The organism is Roseibium sp., from assembly GCF_050301095.1.
Taxonomy (GTDB): Bacteria; Pseudomonadota; Alphaproteobacteria; order Rhizobiales; family Stappiaceae; genus Roseibium.
Map to the genome: position 1 here is coordinate 1 of NZ_JBNKYW010000103.1, position 22,743 is coordinate 22,743.

The following is a 22,743-nucleotide window of genomic DNA, read 5'->3' on the forward strand; positions in this document are numbered from 1 at the left end:
TCCGTTCCCTGCAGCTGGGCGATGATCCGCTCCACGGGACCGCCCGGCGCAAACTGGATGATGGCGAAGTTGATGGCCATGATGCCGACCAGCGTCGGTATCATCAAAAGCAAACGGCGAAGGATGTAGGCACCCATGGAGGTCGCGCAGTCCCTTTATTTTCTCTTTGAAAGAATCTAACCGGCTTTACCGAGTTTTGCCGCCTTTTCCTGTTCTATCCACCAAAGTTCCTCAATGGGGAAGGAATAGCGCGGCGTTTCTTGCGGAAAACCGTAGACATCCCAGATCGCGATGTTGTGGACGCTCTTGAACCAGTGCGGGATCCAGTAATGCCCCGCCCTCAAAACCCTGTCTAGCGCACGCGCCGCGGTGTTCATCTCCTCACGGCTCTGGGCGGCAATCACCTTGTCGATCAGGGCATCGATCACCGGACTGGAAATGCCGGCGATATTGTAGGTACCCGGTGTTGCCGCTGCTCTGGAGCCCCAGAATTCGCGGATGGAGTCGGAAAGGGTCGGTGACAGGGAGAAGCGCCGGCTGGCGATGTCGAAGTCGTAGTCGTTCAGGCGCGCCTGGTATTGCGCCGGATCCACGACACGCAGATTTGCCTTGATCCCCAGCCGCTCGAGGTTCTTGATCACCGGATTGGTGACCTTCTCAAAAACGGTGGTGTTGTTCAAAAACTCGAATTCGAGCGGCTTGCCGTCCGGTCCGATCAGGTCCCCCCCCTGGCGCCGATAACCGGCTTCCTTCAGGAGTTCGCTCGCCTTGCGCAACAAGGCGCGGTCACTGCCGGAGCCGTCGCTGACCGGTGGTACGATCGCTTCGCCGAAGACGTCGTCGGGCAGCTGATCGCGGAACGGCTCCAGAAGCGCAAGTTCTGCTTCGGACGGAAGGCCTTGGGCTTTCATGTCGGAATTTTCGAAAAACGACTGGGTTCGCTGATAAAGCCCGAAGAAGAGGTTCTTGTTGGACCACTCGAAATCAAACGCATAGCCCAGCGCCTGACGGACCCTCGGGTCCTTGAACTTGTCGCGGCGGGTGTTGAGGAACCAGCCCTGGGCGCCGGAGGGCTGGCCATCCGGAAACTCGCGCCGGATCACCTTGCCTTCCTCGATTGCCGGGAAATTGTATTCTGTTGCCCAGTTCTTCGAGGTGAACTCCTCCCGGTAGAGCACGTCGCCCTTCTTGAAGGCTTCGAACGCCACCTGCCGTTCGCGGTAAAAGTCGACGCGAATGACCTTGAAGTTGTAGCGCCCGGCGTTGACCGGCAAGTCCTTCGCCCAGTGGTTTTCAATCCGGTGATACTCGACGAAGCGGCCAATGGCGTGGTTTCCGACCTTGTAGGGACCGGAAGACAACGGCGGCGTCAGGGTCGATTGCTTGAAATCATAGGCGGTGTAGTAGCGTTTGGACAGGATCGGATAGCCGGCGGCCACTTCCAGGGGAAGCTGGCGCGCCTGCGTGCCGTCGAAATGCAGGGCCAACCGGTGCTCGCCCAGCACTTCTGCATCCCTTAGCGCGGAGAGCGGCTGGCTCAGCATCGGATGGCCGTCGGCTTTCAGAAGCATGATGGAAAAGGCAACATCCTCGGCTGTCAGTTTCGACCCGTCATGAAACCGGGCTTCGGGCCGGAGGTTGAACGTGAAGGTATTGCCGTCCTCCGAAACCTCGACCGTTTCTGCCACAAGCCCGTAGACCGCGTCCGGCTCGTCCCAGGCGCGCACCATGAGCGTGTCGAAACAAAGCTCCATTCGCGGCGGAGCGTCGCCTTTCAGGATGAAGGAATTGAAGGTGTTGTAGGTCTGGGGATTCTGGTTGAAGCCCCACGACGGTGGCGCGAAGGAGAAGGTTCCGCCCTTGGGCGCTTCTGGATTGGCGTATTCGAAATGCGTGAAATCAGGCGGGTATTTCAGGTCGCCAAAAACCGAAACTCCATGCATCGCAGAACCGGCGGCGGCAACCCGGAGACCCGGCCCGAAGGGAACAGCGGAGGCAAGGGCCGCGGCCCCCGACAATTTGAGTACCTGCCGTCTGGACGGGGAACGAAGGTTCCTCATTTTGCCTCTCCGGTTTGGGCAGCCAGTTCCTGATCGTACCACCAGATCGTGGGGAAGCCGTGGGTGTATTCCGGAATATTGTCAGGATGGCCAAACCGGTTCCAGCGAGCGGTGCGGTAAATTCCGGAGTACCACTGCGGAACAACGTAATTGTGGTGCATCAGCACCCTGTCGAGGGCATGTGTCGCAGCCACGAGCGTTTCGCGATCCTCCGCAAAAATGACCTTCTCGATCAGGGCATCGACGCCAGGATCTTTGATGCCGCCATAATTGTAGGAATTCTGTTTGTCGGCAGCCTCCGAGCCCCAGTAATCGCGTTGCTCATTGCCGGGAGACAATGATTGACCCCAGGCAAGGGTGGTCATCTCGAAATCGCGGCTCCGAATGCGATTGATGTACTGGGGCGTGTCAAGAATCCGCAAACTGAGGTCGATACCCAGCTTTTTCAGATTTTGCGCATAGGGGAGCACATACCGCTCGGTATTGGGGTCATTGTCGACAAATTCGATTGTGAAAGGTTCACCGCTTTTGCTGTCAACCAGTTTGCCGTCCTTCAGCTCGTACCCGGCTTCCCTAAGCAGCCCAATCGCATCTCGGAGGTTCTTTCGAACCTGCTGAACGTCTCCACCGACAGGGTTCTCGTATTTTTCGGTGAACACTTTTGCGGGGACGAGATCACGAACACTTTCCAGGATTTCAAGTTCCTTGCCTTCCGGCAGACCGGAATGCGCGAGTTCCGTTCCGGAAAAAAAGGAATCTGTCCGTTTATACTGGTCGAAAAAAGCGGTTCGATTGACCGATTCAAAATCGAACGCAAGATTCAGGGCCCGGCGGACACGTTCGTCCTGAAATTTTTCCAGGCGAAGGTTGGGCACAAAGGCCTGCATGATGCCACGCCCTCTGTCGGGGAATGTCTGCAGAATTATCTGCCCCTTCGCGGAGGCAGGGCTGTCATATCCGGTTGCCCAGTTCTTGGCGACGTTTTCCGTTCGCCAATCAAATTGATCGCCCTTGAAGGCTTCCAGTACAACCGTGTGATCGCGATAGGAGTCATACTGGATTTCATCCAGATTGTTGGTCCCAACGCGGATCGGAAGGTCTCGTCCCCAATAGTCCTCAACACGCTCGTAAGTGACCCGACGATTTGTTTCGAAGTCCTTCACTTTATAGGGGCCGGACCCAAGCGGCGGTTCCAGAAGGCTGGATCCGATATCCCGCTTTTCTCCGTCGGCATTCGTTCCCGTCCACCAGTGTTTCGGAAGGACCATTACCTGGCCGAGAATGTGCGGAAGCTCGCGATTACCGGCCGTGTCGAATTCGAAGCGCACGACACCATCCGCGAGCGCTTTGGCCGACGTCACATTGTGATAGTAGAATTTTTGCCGCGGACTAAGTTCCGTAGCCTTTTCAAACGACCAGACGACATCCTCCGGTGTAATGGGCTTGCCGTCATGCCATCTTGCATCCGGATTGAGTTTGTATTCGACCCAGGAATAGTCTTCCGGATAGCGGACGGCCTCCGCAATGACGCCGTACTGGGCGCTAATGTCATCTTCGTCCAGCGCCTGCTCCATCAGGGTCTCATAGATCAATCCGATGCCGGGCGCCGGATTCCCCTTGGGAAGGATCGGATTAAACGTGTCGAAACCTCCGACATCGGCAAGGCGGACCTTGCCGCCCTTGGGCGCCTCCGGATTGACGTAGTCAAAGTGGGAGACATCGGGACCGTAACGCGGCTCTCCCGTCAGGGCCGTCGCGTGTTTCCACTGAGGTTCTTCGGCCAGAGCCGGACCGGAGGCAGCAAAAGAGAGGCTGAGTGCACCGGCCAGCACGATCTTCGCGAGCGACCGTCTGAAAGCGTAGTTTGCGAACACCATCGGCTTCTCCGTCCCGTTCCGTTCCACATTCCAAATCGAAGGGCCAAATCAATGGCTTTGGAATGTAGTGTAGGGACCGGCCAGGCAAACGTCACCTGCTGGATACCGATATGACAGAAATTTAACCTGTCTGGGGAACGCCCTTTCCGGGATAGTCCTGCGCGCCCTGCTTCGATTTGGACTTCTGGGCGTACATTCGCGCATCCGCGACGCGCATCAGATCTTCCACGGACGTGGCATCCGTCGGGTAACTGGCGTTGCCAATACTGGCCTTTACGTCGATCTGCGTGCCGGAAAATTCGAACACCGTCGAGACGTGGTCGGTCAGACGGTGAAGGAAGGCTTCCTTTTCGTTCCGGCGCATGTTGCCGGGGGTCAGGACGATGAACTCGTCGCCCCCCACGCGTGCAACCGTGTCGGATTGCCGGATCTGGTTCTGCAGTCGCTGACCGACTTCGACGAGCAGGCGATCGCCGACCGAATGACCGTAATTGTCGTTGACCGGCTTGAAGGCATCCAGATCCACATAGAAGATCTCGAACCCGGCCCCCGAACGCTCGCACAGACTGGCAAGCTGATGCATGCGGTCTTCCAGAAGCCTGCGGTTCGCCAGACCCGTGAGCGGATCATGAAGCGCCATGGAGCGGACCTTGTAGACCTCGTTGATGAGCAGAAACGCCATGGCGCTGAAGATCAGCGATATCAGGCTGCCCACCAGCTGGGTGCCCCAGACCCGCTCGCCGGTTTCGATCCAGCCGGCCTCGGGGTAGCCGGCAAGCTCCCAGTTCAACCCGCCCGGCAAGTGCAGCGACAGCGCGACAAAGTCATGCTGAGCGACGGAACGGTCTCCGAAGATGACACTGTTTTCACCGTCGACGACGTTTCTGTCGACAAGCGCGATCCGGATACCGTTGACGATATCCCTCAGTCCGGCCGAGGTGAGAAGCCCCTCCTCATCGAGAACAAGCGTGATGACCCCCCAATAAGCCCGCTCCGTCAGCGCCTGGCCGGGAAACGCCGCCGGAAAGACTGGAATCCTGATCAGCAGAGCCCTGCCTCCCTGAACCAGCTCGAGCGGTCCGGCAATAACGACATCCCGGCTCAGCATGGCTTCGCGGATGGCCGGCCACTGTGCCGTGCTCATCCGGTAGTTCAGGCCAATAGCCGTCTGGTTCGGCTCGAGCGGGAAGACGGCCTCCAGAATATTGTTTGGCGCAATGCCGATCGAGCGGATGGCCGGGGTCTCCTCGATCAGGTCCGCCGCAATTTCGTGGTAATCCTCCGGATCAAACGGCTTGTCGTCGAATTGCGCTACATAGACCCTCATCCCGAAACCGCGCGCAACGGTCGCGTTGATTTCCCCCTCCATGCGGGTTCGGGCCTCGGTCAGTCCGGAAACAACTTCGCGCTTGTGCTTTTCGATCAGGTCCGCTCGAACGAGTTGCCCGACGTACGCGGTGACTGCAATGCCCGCGAGAAAGCAGACGAAAGCCACGATGGTGGCAGCCCACGTACCGTTCGATTTTGCAAAGATATTCCGCAGCCGATGCAAACTCATAAAGTTCTTGCTCACCCCCTCAAAGAACAGGAGCACCGCATTGTAACATCAGAATTGTTAATTTTTCACATGAGCAAATAAAAAGCCGGGCTTGGGGCCCGGCTTCTCGATATTACTTGCAACCTATATTTGCAGCAGAAATTTTATTCACCCGGCAAGGGTTTGGGAGCATCTGACTGCTCGCGAAGATAGGCGATCAGATTCGCCCGGTCCTCCGGCTTGCGCAGACCGGCAAAGCCCATGGTGGTACCGTCGACGTATTTTTTCGGGGAGGCCAGGAAGTGGTCCAGCTCCTCGAAGGTCCATTCGCCGTTGGCATCGCCAAAGGCGGTCATCGCGGAGGAGTAGCCAAAGCCTTCGTGGCTGCCCGGCTTGCGGCCGACGATGTCCCAGAGTGCCGGACCGACCTTGTTGGCGCCGCCCTGCTCAAACGTGTGGCAGGCTGCGCATTTCTTGGCAACCTTCGCGCCGTCTTCGGCGGAGGCTTCAATCAGGCGCTCGGAAATCGGAGCAACTTCCGGAACCGCCGAAACTTCCGAGGTCGCATCCTCTTCGGAAGCGACGACGATTTCGTATCCCGGCTTTCCGGGGATCGTCGGATGGAAGATGATATCGGATACAATCCCGACACCCATTGTCAGAATAAGAACCATCAGAACCGCACCGGCGGCCTTGTTCAGCGTGAAGGAATCCATTCTCTCCGGCTCCAAGCTCATACGCGTCCGAGCCCGCAGCGCTGGCCGCGAGCCCTATCAGCTTTTTAAAATTTGCCGGAACCTACAAATTTTTTGACCTTGCTGTCCATAGCTTTAAAAGGGCATCTGATATGACAAACGGACGCGGCGGTCGATTTTTGCGTTTTGACCGGCCCATCCGGCTGAATGGAGTTCCTTTTGACCGCAGCTCTCGTCCTCATTCCGGCCCGCCTGGCGGCCTCGCGTCTGCCGCGCAAGCCGTTGGCCGACATTTGCGGAAAACCAATGATCGTGCGGGTTCTCGAGCAGGCGCGGAACGCCGATATCGGACCGGTCGCCGTCGCCTGCGACGACAGGCAAGTTGCCGAAGCCGTTCAGGACCACGGCGGCAGGGCCGTCATGACCCGGCCGGATCTGGCATCCGGATCGGACCGGATTTTTGAAGCCGCAAGGCAGCTCGACCCGGAAGAAAAGTTTGATGTCCTGCTGAACGTGCAGGGCGACGTACCGCTCATTGCTCCGGAAGCGATTCGGGCCGCCTTCGCCCCGCTGGCCATCCCGGAAGTCTCCATCGGCACGATCATGACCGAGATCACCGACCCGGCCTTCCGCGACGATCCGAGCTTCGTCAAGGCCGTGACGACCCCCAATGGCGCTGGTCAGCACCGCGCGCTCTATTTCACGCGTGCGACCGCGCCGAGCGGCGACGGACCGCTCTACCAGCATGTCGGCATCTACGCCTACCGGCGCAGCGCGCTTGCCGACTTCGTGAAGCTGCCGCCGTCCCCGCTGGAAGTGCGGGAGAAGCTGGAGCAATTGCGGGCACTGGAAGCAGGCATGCGGATCGACGTATCGATCATCGACAGTGCTCCGATGGACGTGAACACCCCGGAGGACCTGGAGCGGGCGCGCGCCGCCTACCGGGCCCTCTGACATCCCTTGCCGTTGGCGCCCTCCGCAATTGAGAAAAGCGAAGGGCGCCAGCAAATTCAGATCGATCAATCCCTTGTCTTCACGAGGCGCAGCCGGAAGGCGGATTGATCCAGGCGGAAAGAGCCATGAGCGACAGAAAAAGAATCGTGTTTCAGGGAGAGACCGGCGCCAATTCCCATATGGCCTGCCGGAGCGTTTATCCGGACTATGAAGCCATCCCCTGCGCCACATTCGAGGATTGCTTTTCCGCGATGGCGGACGGTACGGCCGATCTCGCGATGATCCCCATCGAGAATTCGGTGGCCGGGCGCGTTGCCGACATTCACCATCTCCTGCCCAAGTCGAACCTGCACATCATCGGCGAGTATTTCATGCCGATCCGCTTCCAGCTGATGGCGCCGAAAGGCGCGACGGTGGAAGGCCTGAAGAAGGTGCAAAGCCACATTCACGCACTGGGACAATGCCGCAACGTCATTCGGGAACTCGGCCTGACGGCCATGGTCGGCGGTGATACCGCCGGTTCTGCCCGGCAGATCGCCGAGCTCGGCGATCCGAGCGTCGGCGCGCTGGCGCCCGAAATGGCGGCGGAAATCTACGGTCTCGATATCCTGCGCCGGGATGTCGAGGACGAGGCGCACAACACCACCCGGTTCGTCATCCTGTCCCGCGACAAGATGGAGGCGGCCCACAACGGCCAGCCGGTCATCACCACCTTCATCTTCCGGGTCCGCAACGTGCCGGCCGCGCTTTACAAGGCGCTTGGCGGATTTGCCACCAACGGCGTCAACATGACCAAGCTGGAATCCTACCAGCTCGAAGGCCAGTTCTTCGCCTCCATGTTCTATGCCGATGTCGAGGGTCATCCGGAAGATCCGGCTGTTGCGCTTGCGCTTGAGGAACTTGCCTTCTTCTGCGCGGAACTGAACATGCTCGGCGTTTATCGCGCCAGCCCCTTCAGGGACAAGATCAGGGAACCGGAAGCCAACCGTGCCCTGCGCCCCAATCCCCATTCCTGACGCCGGATCCGCCGGCGAAACCAGAGGACCAAATGACCGAAACCAGATTCGACGCCCTTTGTATCGGCAATGCCATTTGCGATGTGTTTGCCCATGTGGAAGAGGATTTCCTGAAAGAGGAAAACCTCGTCAAGGGAGCCATGCGCCTGATCGACACGGACGAAGCCGTACGCCTTTTCGACAAGATGGGACAGACCGTGCGGGTTTCCGGCGGCAGCGCGGGCAACACCGCAGCAGGCATCGCTTCGCTCGGCGGCAAGCCTGCCTATTTCGGCAAGGTCGCGGAAGACGAACTCGGCGATGCCTACGCGCATGACATGAACGGCACCGGGGTCTATTTCAACACGCCGCGGCTGCGCGAATGGAAACCGACGGCGCGCTCCATGATCCTGATCACGCCGGACGGCGAGCGCACCATGAACACCTATCTCGGCGCCTGCACCGAGTTCAGCCCCGCCGACGTCGACGAAGAAGTCGTGGCCGCTTCCGCGGTGACCTACATGGAAGGCTACCTGTGGGACCCGGAAGAAGCCAAGAAGGCCTTCCTGAAGGCGGCGGAAATCGCGCATGCCCATGGCCGCCAGGTTGCGATCACGCTGTCCGATTCCTTTTGCGTCGACCGCTACCGCAGCGAGTTCCTGGGCCTTCTTTCCGACGGTACGGTCGACCTCATGTTCGCCAACGAGCATGAGTTGAAAGCGCTGTACGAGACGTCCGATCTCGACACGGCCGTCGCCGCTGCCCGGGACTCCGGCGCCCTGACAGCGCTGACGCTCGGCAAGGACGGTGCCATGGCGATCAACCGCGAGCAGACGGTCAAGGTTTCTGCGCAAACCGTCGACAATGTCATTGACCTGACCGGTGCCGGAGACCTGTTCGCCTCCGGTTTCCTGTTCGGGCTGGCGCGCGGCTATGAGCTGATGAATGCAGCCGAACTCGGTTGCCTGTGCGCAGCCAATGTCATCGGTCACGTCGGTGCCCGACCGGAACGGCCGCTGAAGAATATCGCGGCCCAGAGCGGCTTCGACATCTGAATGATTAGAGGGCGGTGTCAAGCACCGCCCTCCTGACCTAATTTGGGTCGTGAATTACAAGATCAAACCGATCCCCTTGGTCAGCAGGACTTTCGGGGTTCGGAAATGCTTCAAAAGATGAAACAAGTAAAAATCTGCGACTTCCCCCGCCCCGCTGAGGTATGAACGTAAATGGACCGCTTTGCGTCCCCTTTCCGGCCGATCGCAGGATTTCAACCCGGTCCGCAAAGTTGCCGTTTGTTGCCTGGCGCGTGAAGGACTAATGAGGGCGGGAAGCGGGCATACTCTGAGACCGCGATGTTGCTCGAATGCATTTACACAAGCGGACCTTTAACCGTCGCAAGCGCCTTTTCGCAATTTAAGTTATTTCCTACGCGGACATGTTCTGGCATTCGCCTGAGACGCTCCGTATATCTAAACATGGAAAAGCATACTTAGATTTAAGATTATGTAGATGGCGCATCGAACCAAACGGCAGCATTTCGTCCCACGTTTCTATTTGAAGAACTTCTGTGACGCGGACGGTTACATCTGGACTCATGATAGCCGGCGTGGTGATGCGAGGCGCTCGACGCCTGAAAATACTGGCCTTGAAACCAATATCTATTCTCCGGAAGTGGAAGACGGAGAGCGGTTTGATGAGATCGAAGAATTTCTCGCTAAGACAGAAGGCGCGGCCGCACCTCTCCTAACGCGCCTTTCGAACAGTGAAAAGCTCGATGCCGACGAGAAAGCCGCGATGGCACTTTTTATAGCCAGTATGTTCGTTCGAAGTCCTGCACAAATTCGCCAGTTCGCAGCGCTTGCGGGTGATATGGCAAGTTGGATAACCGCAATGCAGGTCGAGTGCGAGCGGAATTCTAAGCAAAAGAGTGGTGAAGATACAAAATTAGAAGAGGTGGTGCTTGACTACTTGGGGAGAGAGGACGGCTTAAAATTGAATGTAGACAGGCGGGCAGGTCTCATGGGCTTTGTGCAACTAGAGCCGATTTCCCGCCTAATCGAAAATATGACGTGGTCATTTGAAGTCTCGAAAGACGTAGAGCTGATCACGAGTGACAACCCGGTTTTCTGGGTTGCATCTGAAAAAATTCCAAGATCGCCTTACGGTTTTGGACTTGCGCATCGGCTTGCCGTGGTTCCGTTCCCACTGTCTCCATCACTAATACTGCGAATCGATCACGGTAATCCTCAGCCATGGCGAAATCACCATTTGGACAAGCGTCGTGCTAAACTTGCCAACAAAATGCGGGCGGAACACAAAGATCATTGCCTTTACTATCGCACTCATCATGATGGCCTTCATCAACTCGGCATGAAGTACCCTAAACCGGTTCAACAGGTTGATTTTGGATATTCGGGACCAAAGGTGAATGTGGTGCGAAAACTCAAGAATTAGAGTTTAGATACAATACCTGCTTTCGGGATTGGTCGAGAAAATACTCATGACGCTCTGAAGGTTAACATTGTCCGCATTGCCGTTACCTGGAGGCCAACCGTCTTCGCAGCGACAATGAATGGCGGCTTCGGCGGACTGCGCCGCAGCAGCATATCAATGAGTGAACGGCAGCTAAGGGCCGAAACCCACCATCAATCTGATTGAAGCGAACGTCTGTTACGCCGGTTTCGTGTCCACATCCCGACCGTCCGCTCCCGGCCCCATTCCGGTCATATGTTCTGACTTCAGGGACAGGAAGTTCTTTGCAGTTTGACTGCTCCGGAAGGGACGCGAGAGCCGATTTGCTTGCGACCTGACTTGTGTCAGGGGGCGGGGTGCCAGGCACCGCCCAGCCATTTCCGGACAGCTTCAGGCAGCAGTGACATCCGACAGGAAGCGGTCCACCTCCCGGCGCAGTTCCTCGGTCTTGCCGCCCAGCTCACTCGCAGCCCGGACCACATGGTCAGCCGAAACGGCTGTCTGCTCTACCGCACCGGAGAGCCCGGTCATATTGGCTGTGACGGTAGCGGTCCCGTCTGCGGCCTGCTGGACGTTCTGCGAGATTTCCCGGGTAGCCGCCCCTTGCTGGGAAACAGCGGCGGCGATGGCCCCGGTGTAGGAATTGACTTCATCCATCGTGCGCGTGATGGCGGCAATTGCGCCGACGGAGTCCTGCGTTGCCGACTGGATCGCCGCGATCTGCCCGGATATCTCTTCCGTCGCCTTCGCTGTCTGGTTGGCCAATTCCTTGACTTCCGCGGCCACGACGGCAAATCCCCGGCCGACGTCGCCCGCGCGCGCGGCCTCGATGGTCGCATTGAGGGCAAGCAGATTGGTTTTTTCCGCGATCGCCTGGATCAGGGTCACGACCTCACCGATCCTTGAAGCAGCTTCGGCCAGGCCAGCGACCTTGGAATTGGTCAGGCGGGTATCCCTGGTGGCCCGTTCGACCACTTCGGTCGTCCGTCCGACCTGGCTGCTGATTTCAGCGATCGAGGTCGTCAGCTCCTCCGCAGCCGTCGCTACCATGCTTACATTCCGGCCGGCGATCCCGGCCGCCGCTTCCGTCTCGCAGGATTTTTCAGCACTTTCCTGTGCGGTCCGGGTCAACATCCGGGCTGTTTCGTCCAGCCCGGCCGCGGTCTGGCCGACCGACGCCAGCACGCCCCGAACCGTTTCACGGAAGGAGGAAATCATGGTCTCGACCGCCTGCTGACGGCTGAGGCGCTGTAGTTCCTCGCGCTCACGCTGTTCGACCAGCCACTCGCGCTCCAGGGCGTTTTCCCTGAACACCCGGACAGTGCGGGACATGTCCCCGATTTCGTCCCGCCGGGCAAGGCCCGGAATTTCCGTGTTGTTCTCTCCCGAGGCCAGTTTTGACATGACGGAGGTCAGCGACCTGATCGGGCGGGTAATGGCGCTGTTCAGGACAGCCGCCAGCGCGATGCCCAGGAGAACGGCCGCCAGCACCGCGGCAACTATCACCGTCTGGGCGTGCTTGGCGCCCAGCTGAATGTCCCGGCCCTGCCTCGACGCCAGTTCCGTGATCTGACGGCCGGCGGCCTCCGAGGCGCTTTCCAGTTGCCCCTGAAGCGCAACCAGATCACGCTGTGTTGCGACGATCTCTGCAAAGGCCTTCCGGAACCGGTCGACAGTTGCCTCGACAGGGCCTGCCGCACTGAAGGCTTCGGCCAGTTCCGTGCGGGTATCCAGCAAGGCGGCGACCCGCGACAGTTCCTCTATTTCGCGGCTGATCGGAGCAGTGTCGAGCTTCGAGTTCGACAGGAATTCAAGAGTGTCTGCACGGGCCGCCGACGCCGCATTGGCCAGCCTGATCGCCAGTCCGCTCAACTCCAGAAGATTCGTCAGGTTGCGCTGATCCTCCGCAGCCACCGCAAGCTCCCGGTCGAGAACCTCGTAGGAGGCAAAGCGCAGGTTCTGCGCACTTTGTTCGACGCTCCTGACAAGGTCCGCGACGGACTTCTTTTTTCCCATCCGGTTGAAAAGGTTTGTTTCCGCAAGAAAGTCCGGCAACGCCTTGGCAAGAGACCTGGTCCGCGTGACGACACGCTCGACCTGGCCGGCTTCCAGCCCTGTAACACCGGTGCTTTCGATCTTCGAGGCGGTGCCCTCCATCCTTGCAAGCGCCGCGTCGATTTCCGACCGGATTTCGTCCGTCATGTTCTTTTGCTTGAAGTCGGCGCCGTGACCGAACCTGGCGGCAAGGCCCTCGGCATCGGCATGCAGGACTTCCGCATGCCGGGTGAGTTCACGGGCGGCGGCTTGAGTGACGGCGGCCGCCTTGGCCGCCTCCGCGGCCTCCAGTTGAACCTCGCCGACAATGCTGCTGATGAGGGCTGTCCGCTCTGCAAGCCGATTGCCCGCTTCGCCGAGGTTATCCAGTTTTTGCCGCTGACCGGCCTTCCGCGTCTCCAGTTTTGCGAATGCGGTTTCGAGTGTCTCCACCTGCCGGATCGCACCGCCCACGCCGAAGGCGGGACCGGCCTCTTCCGGTGCCCGTCCATTCATGTCGGCAAGCTGCTCTTTCAGGTTATCCGCCAGGCGTTCGACCTGCCCGGCTGCCTGGTCCGACGGGGCCGCCAGATAGGCTTCCCTGGCGGCCCCGACTTTCTGCAAAAGTGCTATGGCGCCGGTCGCCGTACCGGCAATCCTGGATTGGCCGGACAGATCCGAGATCGTAACGGTCGCCACAACACCGACGACACCAGTCAGCACCAGGATGGCCGAAAAGCCGCCCCAAAGCTTGTAATCAATTTTCATATCGTGAAATCGCCGAATGAACACAATTTTCTCCCGCACTGCAACAAAGCGCAGCGCGAAGGTGTATTCAACAGGTGAATCTAAAGTAAATATCTGAAATATAAAGGATTATTACATTACGATGACAGTCTTGAGGCATCTGTCACAATTCGTTCGCGACAATATTTTGCAATAAAATTTCAATTCTCGATCTTCCACTATTTCAAAATTTCGGAAAGGTTTTCTCGCCGCTCAGTTCCAACCGTCCAAGAGATCACCGGAAAAAATCAAGATGTGTACAAATAAAAAAGAGGGCGGAAACCGCCCTCCCTCAATTTGCTGACATTCACCAACTGCCCTTTCGTCCCGAGGAGGCCCAAAACCCCTTTCGACGCATCTGGTCGCGAGCGAAGGCCGGAAGGGCCACAAACTCTCGAATTCGCGGCCCAACCTTGAAGGCTTCGCGCCTCAAGAAGAAAGATGCAGCCGGCTTGCGAGCTATGTCAGCGGCCCGGGCAGAAACTGACTTGGATTCTAATCCGCCAGATCCTGCACGCTGAGGACAGAACCGTTCTCATCCAGACGATAGATGATCGGTGTCCCCGTCCCCAGCTCGCGCTTCAGAATTTCCTCGGGAGTAAGGTTTTCCAGCTCCATGATGAGGGAGCGCAGCGAATTGCCGTGTGCGGCGACGATGGTGCGTTTCCCGGCCAGAACACGCGGCAGGATTTCCGACTTGTAGTAGGGCAAAACACGCTCGGCGGTCATTTTCAGGCTTTCACCGCCGGGGGGCGGAACGTCGTAGGACCGGCGCCAGATGTGAACCTGCTCCTCGCCGAATTTCTCGCGTGCCTCGTCCTTGTTCATGCCCGTCAGGTCGCCGTAGTCGCGTTCGTTCAGCGCCTGATCCTTCAGAGTTTCAAGGCCGGTCTGGCCGAGCTCTTCCAGGATGATGTCCAGCGTCTTCTGCGCGCGCGACAGGACGGAGGTAAAGGCCAGATCGAAAGACAGCTTCAGATCCCTGAGCTGTTCGCCCGCCTTGTGGGCTTCCGCCACACCCTGTTCGGTCAGGTCCGGATCCTTCCAGCCGGTAAACAGGTTTTTCAAATTCCAGTCGCTTTGTCCGTGACGGACAAGCACAAGAAGACGATCCATGCCGTAATCCTCAAGCTAGGTGTTCATGCCTAAGTGTTCAGGCCGAGCACGTCGGCCATTGAATAAAGTCCAGGTTTCTGGTCGAAGCCCCAGAGCGCTGCCTTGACGGCGCCACGGGCAAATAGTTGCCGGTCCAATGCGCTATGGGTCAGTTCGATGCGCTCGCCCTCTCCGGCGAAGATGACGGAATGCTCGCCGATGACGGATCCGCCGCGCAGGGTTGCAAAGCCGATATCACCGGTCCTGCGCGGGTCCATGATGCCGTCCCGGCTGCGCACAGAATGAGTCGCAAGGTCGATGCCACGTCCCTCAGCGGCTGCCTGCCCCAGAAGCAGGGCGGTTCCCGAAGGTGCGTCAACCTTGTGCTTGTGATGCATTTCCAGAACCTCGATGTCGAAATCCGCATCCAGGGCAGCCGCAGCCTTGCGCACGAGGCTGGCCAGCAGATTGACACCAAGGCTCATGTTGCCCGACTTGATGATCCTGGCATGGCGGGATGCGGCCTGAAGCGGCGTGTCTTCTCCCTCGCTCCAGCCGGTTGTTCCGATCACATGGACGATGCGCGCCTGCGCCGCCAGCTCGGCGAACCAAAGGCTTGCGGCCGGTGCGGTAAAGTCAAGCACGCCATCGGCCTTGGCGAAGGCGGTCAGCGGATCATCGGTCACCGGCACATTGAGTGCACCCACGCCTGCCAGCTCGCCGGCATCCTTTCCCAGAAGCTCCGACCCTTCCCGCTCGACGGCGGCGGTCACTTCCGCTCCGGCGGTTTCGGTAACGGCTCGCGTCAAGGCGCGGCCCATACGCCCGCCCGCCCCGACGACAACCAAACGCATCTGGCTCATGGCGATCCTCGTTCACAACATTCGCAGGCGGTATAGCAGGTTCATTCAAGGAGGCAAACGCCTGATGCGCGGCGCAACCGCGTCAAAATAAAAAAGTTTAGTGCCAGTTTTTACTATCCTGAAAAGAAATCGCCATACCGAACAAAAAGGCGAAACAATAGATTTCCAGATCAATAATCTCATTTTCAATTCATCAAAGATAAACCTCCGCCTGTTACACTGGATAATTCCGAAACTCCCCCTCACAAGACTGCGACGAGGCCAGTTTTTCATGATAGGATTGGTGCTTGTCTGGAGGTACTGTTCCTACAATTTGAAACTTGCTGGCATGACCGGCATATTCAGGCAGACATCATTTGCCGGAAGCCTGTCCCAGGCATGGCCGGTGACCGGGATTAGCGAGGGGCCCGCCCTGGTAGACCGCCTTGGATGGGGGACGGAATGCGGGACATGAGGAGAGCCGTGTTGAGAGCCCGTATCTCGCTGCCTTTCAGCCGGTTGGTCATGACCCTGTTTGTGGTCGGGCTCGTAGGAACCGCCGCCGCCCTTTTCTGGATTACCTATCTTGGCAGCGTCTCGATCGCAGAGCATGAAATAGCCCGTTCGGCAAAGTCGAGGGCAACGCTGGCCAGAATGGCGTTCACGCAGCATCTCGACCAGCTCGAAAGCCAGATCCGCGCTGTCAGCACTTCCCCGGACCTGCACACCGCACTTCAGGCAGGGGACAAGGTTGCGGCAAAGAAAGCGCTCGAACAGGCGGCGGCAGGCATGACCAGCGCCGTTCTGGACATTCTCCTGATCGACCGTCCGGGCGAATACGGCTGGGTGAACGGCAGCCTTGGCCTGATCGACCTCACCAACCAGTTGCCCGAAACCGTACGCACGGCCTTGCCACCCGACATCTGGTTCATCCACACCAATCATGCCACGGATCCGGTGCAGGTCACGGCAGCGCTTGCCGTCGCGGTTCTGGAGCCGGAAACAAACAGGGTCCTCGGCAAGGTCTTCGGCGGAACGACCATAACGGATTCCTTTTCCCTCTCCGGCGAACTTTCCAGGACGCTTCAGGCGGGGAACCTTGCGCTCTATCACCAGGAGCACGCTGTTGCCGGTCTTGGAGACCTGACCCGGGAAAAACTTCCCGCCTCTCTCCTGAACCTTGAAAACATGAGCGGCTACGTCCTCCAGGGCAACAATCTTTATGTCGCCTCGCCGCTGATGCGGGGGATCGACGGGCACTGGCTGAGCGTGGTGACGAAACAGCCGGTCGACACGCTGCAGAAAGTCGAGGACACCTACAGCCGCCTCTTCACGCCGTTTCTTCTCTACACTGCCGCCCTGGCAATCGGTGCGGCGTTTCTCATCAACCGGGTCACGGGTGCGTCCCTGGGCCGTCTCCTGGACTATGCGACCAACCTGCGGCAGGACAGGGCGGTCTTGCCGCCGTCGCCGGGACTGATCACCGAGTTCAACAAGCTCGCCCGGATGCTCCAGGCCGCCTTCGAGGCCGTGCGCGCCCGCGACGCCCAGTTCCGCGAAATGATCGACGGATCGATGCACGGGGTCCTGGTCCATACCGACCACCGGATTCTCTACGTCAACGACGCCCTTCTGAAAATGCTTGGCCATGAACCGGGAGATTCGCAGGCTCTGACAGGCAAGACCTTCCTTGATCTTTATGCTCCCGAGGAGCGCAGCCGGCTGCGCAGCTACTACGAGGCGGAACAAGGCAACGACACCCCTCATGCCTATGAAATCAAGGGGCTTCGCAAGGACGGCCGGACCATCTGGTTCGAGCAGCATGTGCGCGTGACGGAATGGCACGGCGAGACCGCCCGCTATGCAACGATTACCGACATCAGCGAGCGCAAGCGGCAGGAGGAACTCGCGACCAAAAATGCCAATTTCGACCTTCTGACCGGCCTGCCGAACCGGCGTCTTCTGATCGACCGGCTGCACCAGACCCTGAACCGCGACAGGCATCAGGGCAAACTGACCGCCCTGATGATCCTCGATCTCGACCGGTTCAAGACCGTCAACGAGACCTATGGCCCGAAGGTGGGCGACCAGATCATCACCACCATGGCGGCGCGGCTCACCGCACTGCTCGGTCCCGAAACCACGGTTGCGCGCATGGGGGGAGACGAATTCGCCATCATCCTGAGCGACCCGGAGGACCGCTGGCAGATCGACCATGTCGCCCGGGAAATCCTGGCCGAGATCGAGAAACCGGTCGAACTGGAGAACAATGTCCGGGTCGTCATGGCGGGCAGCCTCGGCATTACCCTGTCACCCGGTGACGGAGAAGACGACGAAGCGTTGTTGCTGCAGGCCGACACCAGCATGTATCAGGCCAAGGCGGAGAGCGGCTCTTCCTATCGCTTCTTCGCCACGCGCATGAACGATCAGACGGCACGGTCCGGACGAATTGAAGTATCGCTGCGCGAGGCAATCCAGAACGGCGAACTGCACCTGAACTATCAGCCGATCGTCGATTATCCGAACGGCAAGGTCGTCAGTTGCGAAGCCCTGGCCAGATGGACACATCCAAGCCTTGGCTCCGTGGCACCGGCTGAATTCATAAAGGTGGCCGAAGAAAGCGGCCTCATCATCCCTCTCGGCGAATGGGTGCTGCAGGAGGCCTGCAGCTTCTTTCAGTCCTGCCGCAACCAGGGCCTCGACATCGGCAGCATCAGCGTCAACATCTCGCCGCGCCAATGCCGTGACAGGGACTTTGTCGAAAGACTTTCCGGCATTCTCGACAAGACCGCCATGGAGCCGTCCCGCCTGCAGCTCGAGATCACCGAAAGCGTCATGTTCGACGACCAGCGGGTCAATCCGGTCGAGATCCTGGAGGCCATCAATGCGCTTGGCGTCAGGATATCGCTGGACGACTTCGGTACGGGCTATTCGTCCCTGAGCTATCTGAAGCGGCTTCCCATCGACACCCTGAAGATCGACCGTTCCTTCATTCTGGGCCTGGAACCGGATTCGGACGGTCTGGCGCTTGTCAAGGCGATTGTTTCCATGGCCGAATCGCTCGGGATCGAGGTGGTGTGCGAGGGGGCGGAGACGCAGGAGCAATGCGACCTGATCAGCGAGATCGGCTGCTCCCTGATCCAAGGTTTCGTTCTGGCACGCCCCATGAACAAGGTTGCAATGCAAGAATTTTTAGGAAATCCCGACATCATTCCCCAGAATATCGTGAAAGCCGTTTAGGTAACACCTCGAATTCAGTTTCAGAGTCATGCACCTTCGGGCGCAACCGGAAATTTAATTACTTTAAAACAGACAACCGGGACACTTTCACCTAGCGTCAAAATCCCATTACATCTTTAAGAAAACCGGAATATTTGTTAAGACTTGCAGCGCATTAATAGCTCAACCGGTCCCGTTCCCCACTCAGAGGCTGTCATGCCGTCGTCCGATAGTCCTGTTTCACGAAACGCCTTGGTCAGACTGGTCGGACTTGTTGTCATTCTCACCTTCTTCGGTGCCATTGCCCCGCCCGCGCAGGCCCAGAGCGGAACCAGGTCTCTCGACGAATTCTGGTCTCTCGAGGAGTTTTCGGCCCGCTCTCCAAGGCAGCAGAACCATGCGGACAGCTTCGCCAGGCGGGTCAACGCCAGCGCCTCCCCCCTGGCCGGCTACAGGGGAACTGCCAGAATCGCCGTGATCTATCCCGGCAAACAGGTTTCGGACTATTGGCGCCGCAGTCTCCTTTCCTTTGAAGCCCGGCTGAACGAGCTGGCGGTTCCCTACGAAATCGGCTCTTTCTTTTCCGGTTCGCCCTCCTTTGTCGGCAATCAGGCAGACCTTATCGCCGCGGCCCTGAAGGAAGATCCGGACTATCTGGTCTTCACGCTCGATGTGCTGCGGCACAAGGCGCTGGTCCAGCGGCTGATTGCCCGAGGGCGGCCCAAGGTGATCCTGCAGAACATTACCACGCCGGTCAGAGCCTGGCGGGAGCGGCAACCGTTTCTCTATGTCGGCTTCGACCATGTGACTGGCACGAACCTGCTCATTGACTACTACAAGAAGCGTTTCGGCGCGAAAAAAGACTTCGCCATTCTCTACGGGCCGCAGGGATATGTCAGCCGGGCTCGCGGCAACACGTTTCTGCAAGCCTATTCCGATGCCGATACCCCGAACCTGAAAGCGTCCTATTTTGTCGGCTACGACCGCCAGAGATCCAGGGAGGCGGCTACGCAAATTCTCCAGAACCATCCGGATCTGACCTTTATCTACTCCTGTTCGACGGATATCGCGCTTGGTGTTCTTGATGCCATTGCCGCCCTTGACAGCGCCGCGGCCACCAACGGCTGGGGTGGCGGCAGCGCGGAACTTGAGGCCATCTCCGCAGGGCAGCTGGAAGTGACGGTAATGCGCATGAACGACGACAACGGCGTTGCGATGGCGGAGGCGGTTGCACTCGACCTTGCCGGACGGGGCGACGAGGTTCCAGTTGTGTATTCCGGAGCCTTCGAACTTGTGACGAGGACCGATTCAAACGAACATCTGGATGAACTCAAGGCACGGGCATTCCGATACTCAAAATGATCAAGGCCCCAGGGGTAAAATACAGCCGGATTGTGTTGGGCCTGTTCTTCGTGGGCCTGGTAACGACGGCGGTTGCCCTGTTCGGGATCACCTATCTCGGCAGCCTCTCGGTCGCGAAGCTCGAGATCGCGCGCAATGCCGAGAAGGAGAAGGCGCTCGCAAGCCTCGTTTTCGAAACACATCTCAAGCAACTGGAAACACAGCTGCGCACGGTGTCGGTCGATCAGGATCTGACCGATGCCATCAAGGCCTATGACAGCAATGCCGCAACCAGGATCATTCAACAACTCGACCAGAACGCGACGGGATCGTTCCCGGACATCGTTATTCTGGATCACGAACGCCAGATGGGCTGGCTGAACGCTTCCCTCTCGCTCGTCGATGTCTCGGCGGTCCTGCCTGGCCAGTTGCTCAAGACCCTCCCTCCCGACGTCTGGCGGCTTTACGACGACGGAAAAACGGATTCCATTTCCGTTGTCGCGATCATTGCCATTCCGATCATCGATCCGGAAAGCGGCCGCGTCATCGCGCGCCTGATCGGGGGCAATTCGCTCAACGATTCCTTCACGCTGCTCGACGCACTCGCCAACATGCTGGGAACCGGCAGTCTCGCAATCGCTCATGACGATCAGGTTCTTGCGAGCATGGGCGGTCTTGCCGACAGAAAAACCTTCGCAAACGCCGTCAGCCTGCTCAACGACAAGGCGTACGAACTGCAGGACGAGGTGCTCTATAAAAAGGCGGTACTCTACCCGGACGAGTATTCTCATCCGATTTACGTCTACACGGAACAGCCGAGCGACATCATCGGGAATATTCGGCAAGGCTACCGCCAGTTTTTCATTCCCTTCCTCATTTATGCAGTCCTCGCCTCCCTTGCGGCTGCCTTCATACTCAACCGCCTCACCGCACCGGCACTGGCCGCTCTCATCGCCTATGCGACTGCCCGCAGGCAGCGTGGAACCCTGGCCGAATACAAGCCGGGCCGGATCGCCGAATACAATCTTCTGGGGTCCCTGTTCGAGGAAGCCTTTGAAGCCGTGCACAAGACCAATGCCCGTTTCAGGGACCTGATCGACAGTTCCATGCAGGGCGTCGTCGTGCATGCGGACGAGAAGATCCTCTATGTAAACCGGGCGCTTCTGGAAATGCTCGGATACCCGGTCGACCGCCCGGACGAACTCGTGGGCCAATCCGCCTGGAAGGTATTCGCCCCTTTCGAACATGAGCGGCTGAAAACCTACCGCGAGCTGCGCAGCCGCGGAGAGCTGGTTCCTTCCGCCTATGAAGCGCAAGGGGTCACCCGAAGCGGCGGTACTGTCTGGCTGGAAGCTTTCGTCAGAATGACGAAGTGGAACGATCAGGACGCGTTTTATGTAACGATCCTGGATATTTCGGACCGCAAGGAACAGGAAAAGCTGATCGAACAGCAGTCGAACTACGACCTGCTGACCGGACTGCCGAACAGGACCCTGTTCCAGGACCGGCTGAAACAGGCCATCGCCCAGTCCCAAAAGGAAGGCAAGATCTCCGCGCTCCTGATTGCGGATCTTGATCGATTCAAGGCGGTCAACGACACCTACGGCCACGGATTTGGCGACCAAATCCTGAAGGCGATCGGGGCCAGGATCCAGACCGTGGCAGAGTGGAACCAGACGGTTGCCAGGCTCGGCGGGGACGAATTTGCCATTATCCTGCCCGACGCCGAAAACGAATGGGAGATCGAACACAAGGCCCAGGCCATTCTGGACGTCATTACCACCGGCAGCGAATTTGAAGGCGCGCAGGATGTTTTCCTGACCGCAAGCATCGGCATCACCGTCTGCCCCCACGACGGCAACGATCAGGTCGCCCTGTTACGGCAGGCCGATGTGGCGATGTATCAGGCCAAGTCCGATGGCGGCAATCGCTTCCGGTTCTTCGCCCGGCAGATGAACGACCGCACGGCGCGGGTGCTGCAGATCGAAACCGCCCTTCGCAACGCTATCGAGCAGGATCAGCTGGACATTCACATCCAGCCGATCATCGACTACGTCTCCGGCCGGATCTACGGATGCGAGGCCCTGGCGCGATGGCACGATCCGGAGCTCGGGCCCGTCGCGCCGGCGGAGTTCATCCCGGTGGCGGAGGAGACCGGCCTCATCGTTCCCCTGGGCAAACTGGTGCTGCGCCGGGCCTGCCTCTTTCATGCCGCCTGCGCAGAGCGCGGAATCGAAACCGGCGGCATCAGCGTCAACATCTCCACCCGGCAATGCCGGGAAGACGGCTTCATAAATGCCATCAAGCACATTCTCGACGAGACCGGCATGGAGCCACGCGACCTGCGCTTTGAAATCACCGAAAGCGTGATGTTCGATGACGAGAGGATCAATCCGGTCGCCCTGCTGAACGCGATCCGGAGTCTCGGGGTAAAAATCTCGCTCGACGATTTCGGCACCGGCTATTCCTCGCTCGGCTATCTCAAGCGCCTGCCCATCGACATTCTCAAGATCGACCGCTCCTTCATCCTGGATCTGGAAGACGACCCGGACGACCAGGCCATGGTCGAGGCGATCATCTCCATGGCTGCGAAACTGGATGTTGAGGTGGTCTGCGAGGGGGCAGAAACCCGCGAACAATGCGACATCCTTGCCCGGCTGGGCTGCCGCCTGGTTCAGGGCTACTACCTCGGCGAACCCATGCCGGAGGAAGACTTCTTCGAGTTCATGGTCCGAAAACCCTTCGCGGACAATCTGGCCAAACGCGCCGGATAAGCGCCCCGCTTCGCACGAGGCTTCCGGCGGCAGATCTTCCATCCATCAGGACAAAAGAAAAC

At 58.8% G+C, this 22,743-nt stretch carries 14 protein-coding genes and 1 pseudogene; 7 read left to right on the forward strand and 8 right to left on the reverse strand.

All coding sequences use genetic code 11. The features are described 5' to 3' along the window. The 5 genes and pseudogenes from ACQY7U_RS09005 to ACQY7U_RS09025 form a co-directional block, all read right to left on the reverse strand. A pseudogene (locus ACQY7U_RS09005) lies at positions 1 to 137 on the reverse strand (microcin ABC transporter permease); the annotation flags it as partial. Positions 138 to 176: 39 nt separating this feature from the next. Further along, positions 177 to 2,060, reverse strand: coding sequence for an extracellular solute-binding protein (locus ACQY7U_RS09010; protein ID WP_428643647.1), 1,884 nt, complete (start codon positions 2,058 to 2,060; stop codon positions 177 to 179). Continuing rightward, positions 2,057 to 3,937 (reverse strand): extracellular solute-binding protein, encoded by a 1,881-nt coding sequence (locus ACQY7U_RS09015; protein WP_428643648.1) that lies wholly within the window; start codon positions 3,935 to 3,937, stop codon positions 2,057 to 2,059. The genes ACQY7U_RS09010 and ACQY7U_RS09015 overlap by 4 nt, the downstream gene beginning before the upstream one ends. A 121-nt stretch (positions 3,938 to 4,058) precedes the next feature. After that, a complete protein-coding gene (locus ACQY7U_RS09020; protein ID WP_428643650.1) occupies positions 4,059 to 5,495 on the reverse strand; it encodes a diguanylate cyclase domain-containing protein in 1,437 nt (478 codons plus the stop codon). Positions 5,496 to 5,638: 143 nt separating this feature from the next. Beyond that, positions 5,639 to 6,190, reverse strand: coding sequence for a c-type cytochrome (locus ACQY7U_RS09025; protein ID WP_428643651.1), 552 nt, complete (start codon positions 6,188 to 6,190; stop codon positions 5,639 to 5,641). Positions 6,191 to 6,376: 186 nt separating this feature from the next. Here ACQY7U_RS09025 and ACQY7U_RS09030 point away from each other — a divergent pair, with 186 nt between their 5' ends. The 4 genes from ACQY7U_RS09030 (at position 6,377) to ACQY7U_RS09045 (ending at position 10,572) form a co-directional block, all read left to right on the forward strand. Continuing rightward, positions 6,377 to 7,123, forward strand: a complete 747-nt coding sequence (locus tag ACQY7U_RS09030; RefSeq protein WP_428643653.1) for a 3-deoxy-manno-octulosonate cytidylyltransferase — start codon at positions 6,377 to 6,379, stop codon at positions 7,121 to 7,123. Positions 7,124 to 7,248: 125 nt separating this feature from the next. After that, complete coding sequence (locus tag ACQY7U_RS09035) at positions 7,249 to 8,139, forward strand: prephenate dehydratase (protein ID WP_428643655.1); 891 nt, start codon at positions 7,249 to 7,251, stop codon at positions 8,137 to 8,139. 32 nt (positions 8,140 to 8,171) lie between these two features. Continuing rightward, positions 8,172 to 9,173 carry an adenosine kinase gene (locus ACQY7U_RS09040; protein ID WP_428643656.1) on the forward strand — a complete coding sequence of 334 codons (1,002 nt, stop codon included), beginning with the start codon at positions 8,172 to 8,174 and terminating at the stop codon, positions 9,171 to 9,173. A 454-nt stretch (positions 9,174 to 9,627) separates the two neighbouring features. After that, positions 9,628 to 10,572, forward strand: a complete 945-nt coding sequence (locus ACQY7U_RS09045) for a DUF4238 domain-containing protein (protein WP_428643658.1) — start codon at positions 9,628 to 9,630, stop codon at positions 10,570 to 10,572. A gap of 408 nt (positions 10,573 to 10,980) precedes the next feature. Here the strand turns inward: ACQY7U_RS09045 and ACQY7U_RS09050 are convergent, their stop codons facing one another. The 3 genes from ACQY7U_RS09050 to dapB all read right to left on the reverse strand — a co-directional run bounded on the left by ACQY7U_RS09050 (position 10,981) and on the right by dapB (position 15,368). After that, positions 10,981 to 13,392: a methyl-accepting chemotaxis protein gene (locus ACQY7U_RS09050; RefSeq protein WP_428643660.1), complete on the reverse strand. Its 2,412-nt coding sequence runs from the start codon at positions 13,390 to 13,392 to the stop codon at positions 10,981 to 10,983. A gap of 513 nt (positions 13,393 to 13,905) precedes the next feature. Next, a complete protein-coding gene (locus tag ACQY7U_RS09055) occupies positions 13,906 to 14,526 on the reverse strand; it encodes a 2,3-bisphosphoglycerate-dependent phosphoglycerate mutase (RefSeq protein ID WP_428643662.1) in 621 nt (206 codons plus the stop codon). Between the two features lie 29 nt (positions 14,527 to 14,555). Further along, positions 14,556 to 15,368 carry a 4-hydroxy-tetrahydrodipicolinate reductase gene (dapB, locus tag ACQY7U_RS09060; protein WP_428643665.1) on the reverse strand — a complete coding sequence of 271 codons (813 nt, stop codon included), beginning with the start codon at positions 15,366 to 15,368 and terminating at the stop codon, positions 14,556 to 14,558. Positions 15,369 to 15,833: 465 nt separating this feature from the next. Here dapB and ACQY7U_RS09065 point away from each other — a divergent pair, with 465 nt between their 5' ends. The 3 genes from ACQY7U_RS09065 (at position 15,834) to ACQY7U_RS09075 (ending at position 22,681) form a co-directional block, all read left to right on the forward strand. After that, positions 15,834 to 18,587, forward strand: a complete 2,754-nt coding sequence (locus tag ACQY7U_RS09065) for an EAL domain-containing protein (RefSeq protein WP_428643667.1) — start codon at positions 15,834 to 15,836, stop codon at positions 18,585 to 18,587. 231 nt (positions 18,588 to 18,818) lie between these two features. Next, entirely contained in the window at positions 18,819 to 19,928 is a 1,110-nt protein-coding gene (locus ACQY7U_RS09070) for a substrate-binding domain-containing protein (RefSeq protein WP_428643669.1), read from the forward strand. After that, positions 19,925 to 22,681, forward strand: coding sequence for an EAL domain-containing protein (locus tag ACQY7U_RS09075; RefSeq protein ID WP_428643670.1), 2,757 nt, complete (start codon positions 19,925 to 19,927; stop codon positions 22,679 to 22,681). The genes ACQY7U_RS09070 and ACQY7U_RS09075 overlap by 4 nt, the downstream gene beginning before the upstream one ends. The last annotated feature ends 62 nt before the right edge of the window (positions 22,682 to 22,743 follow it).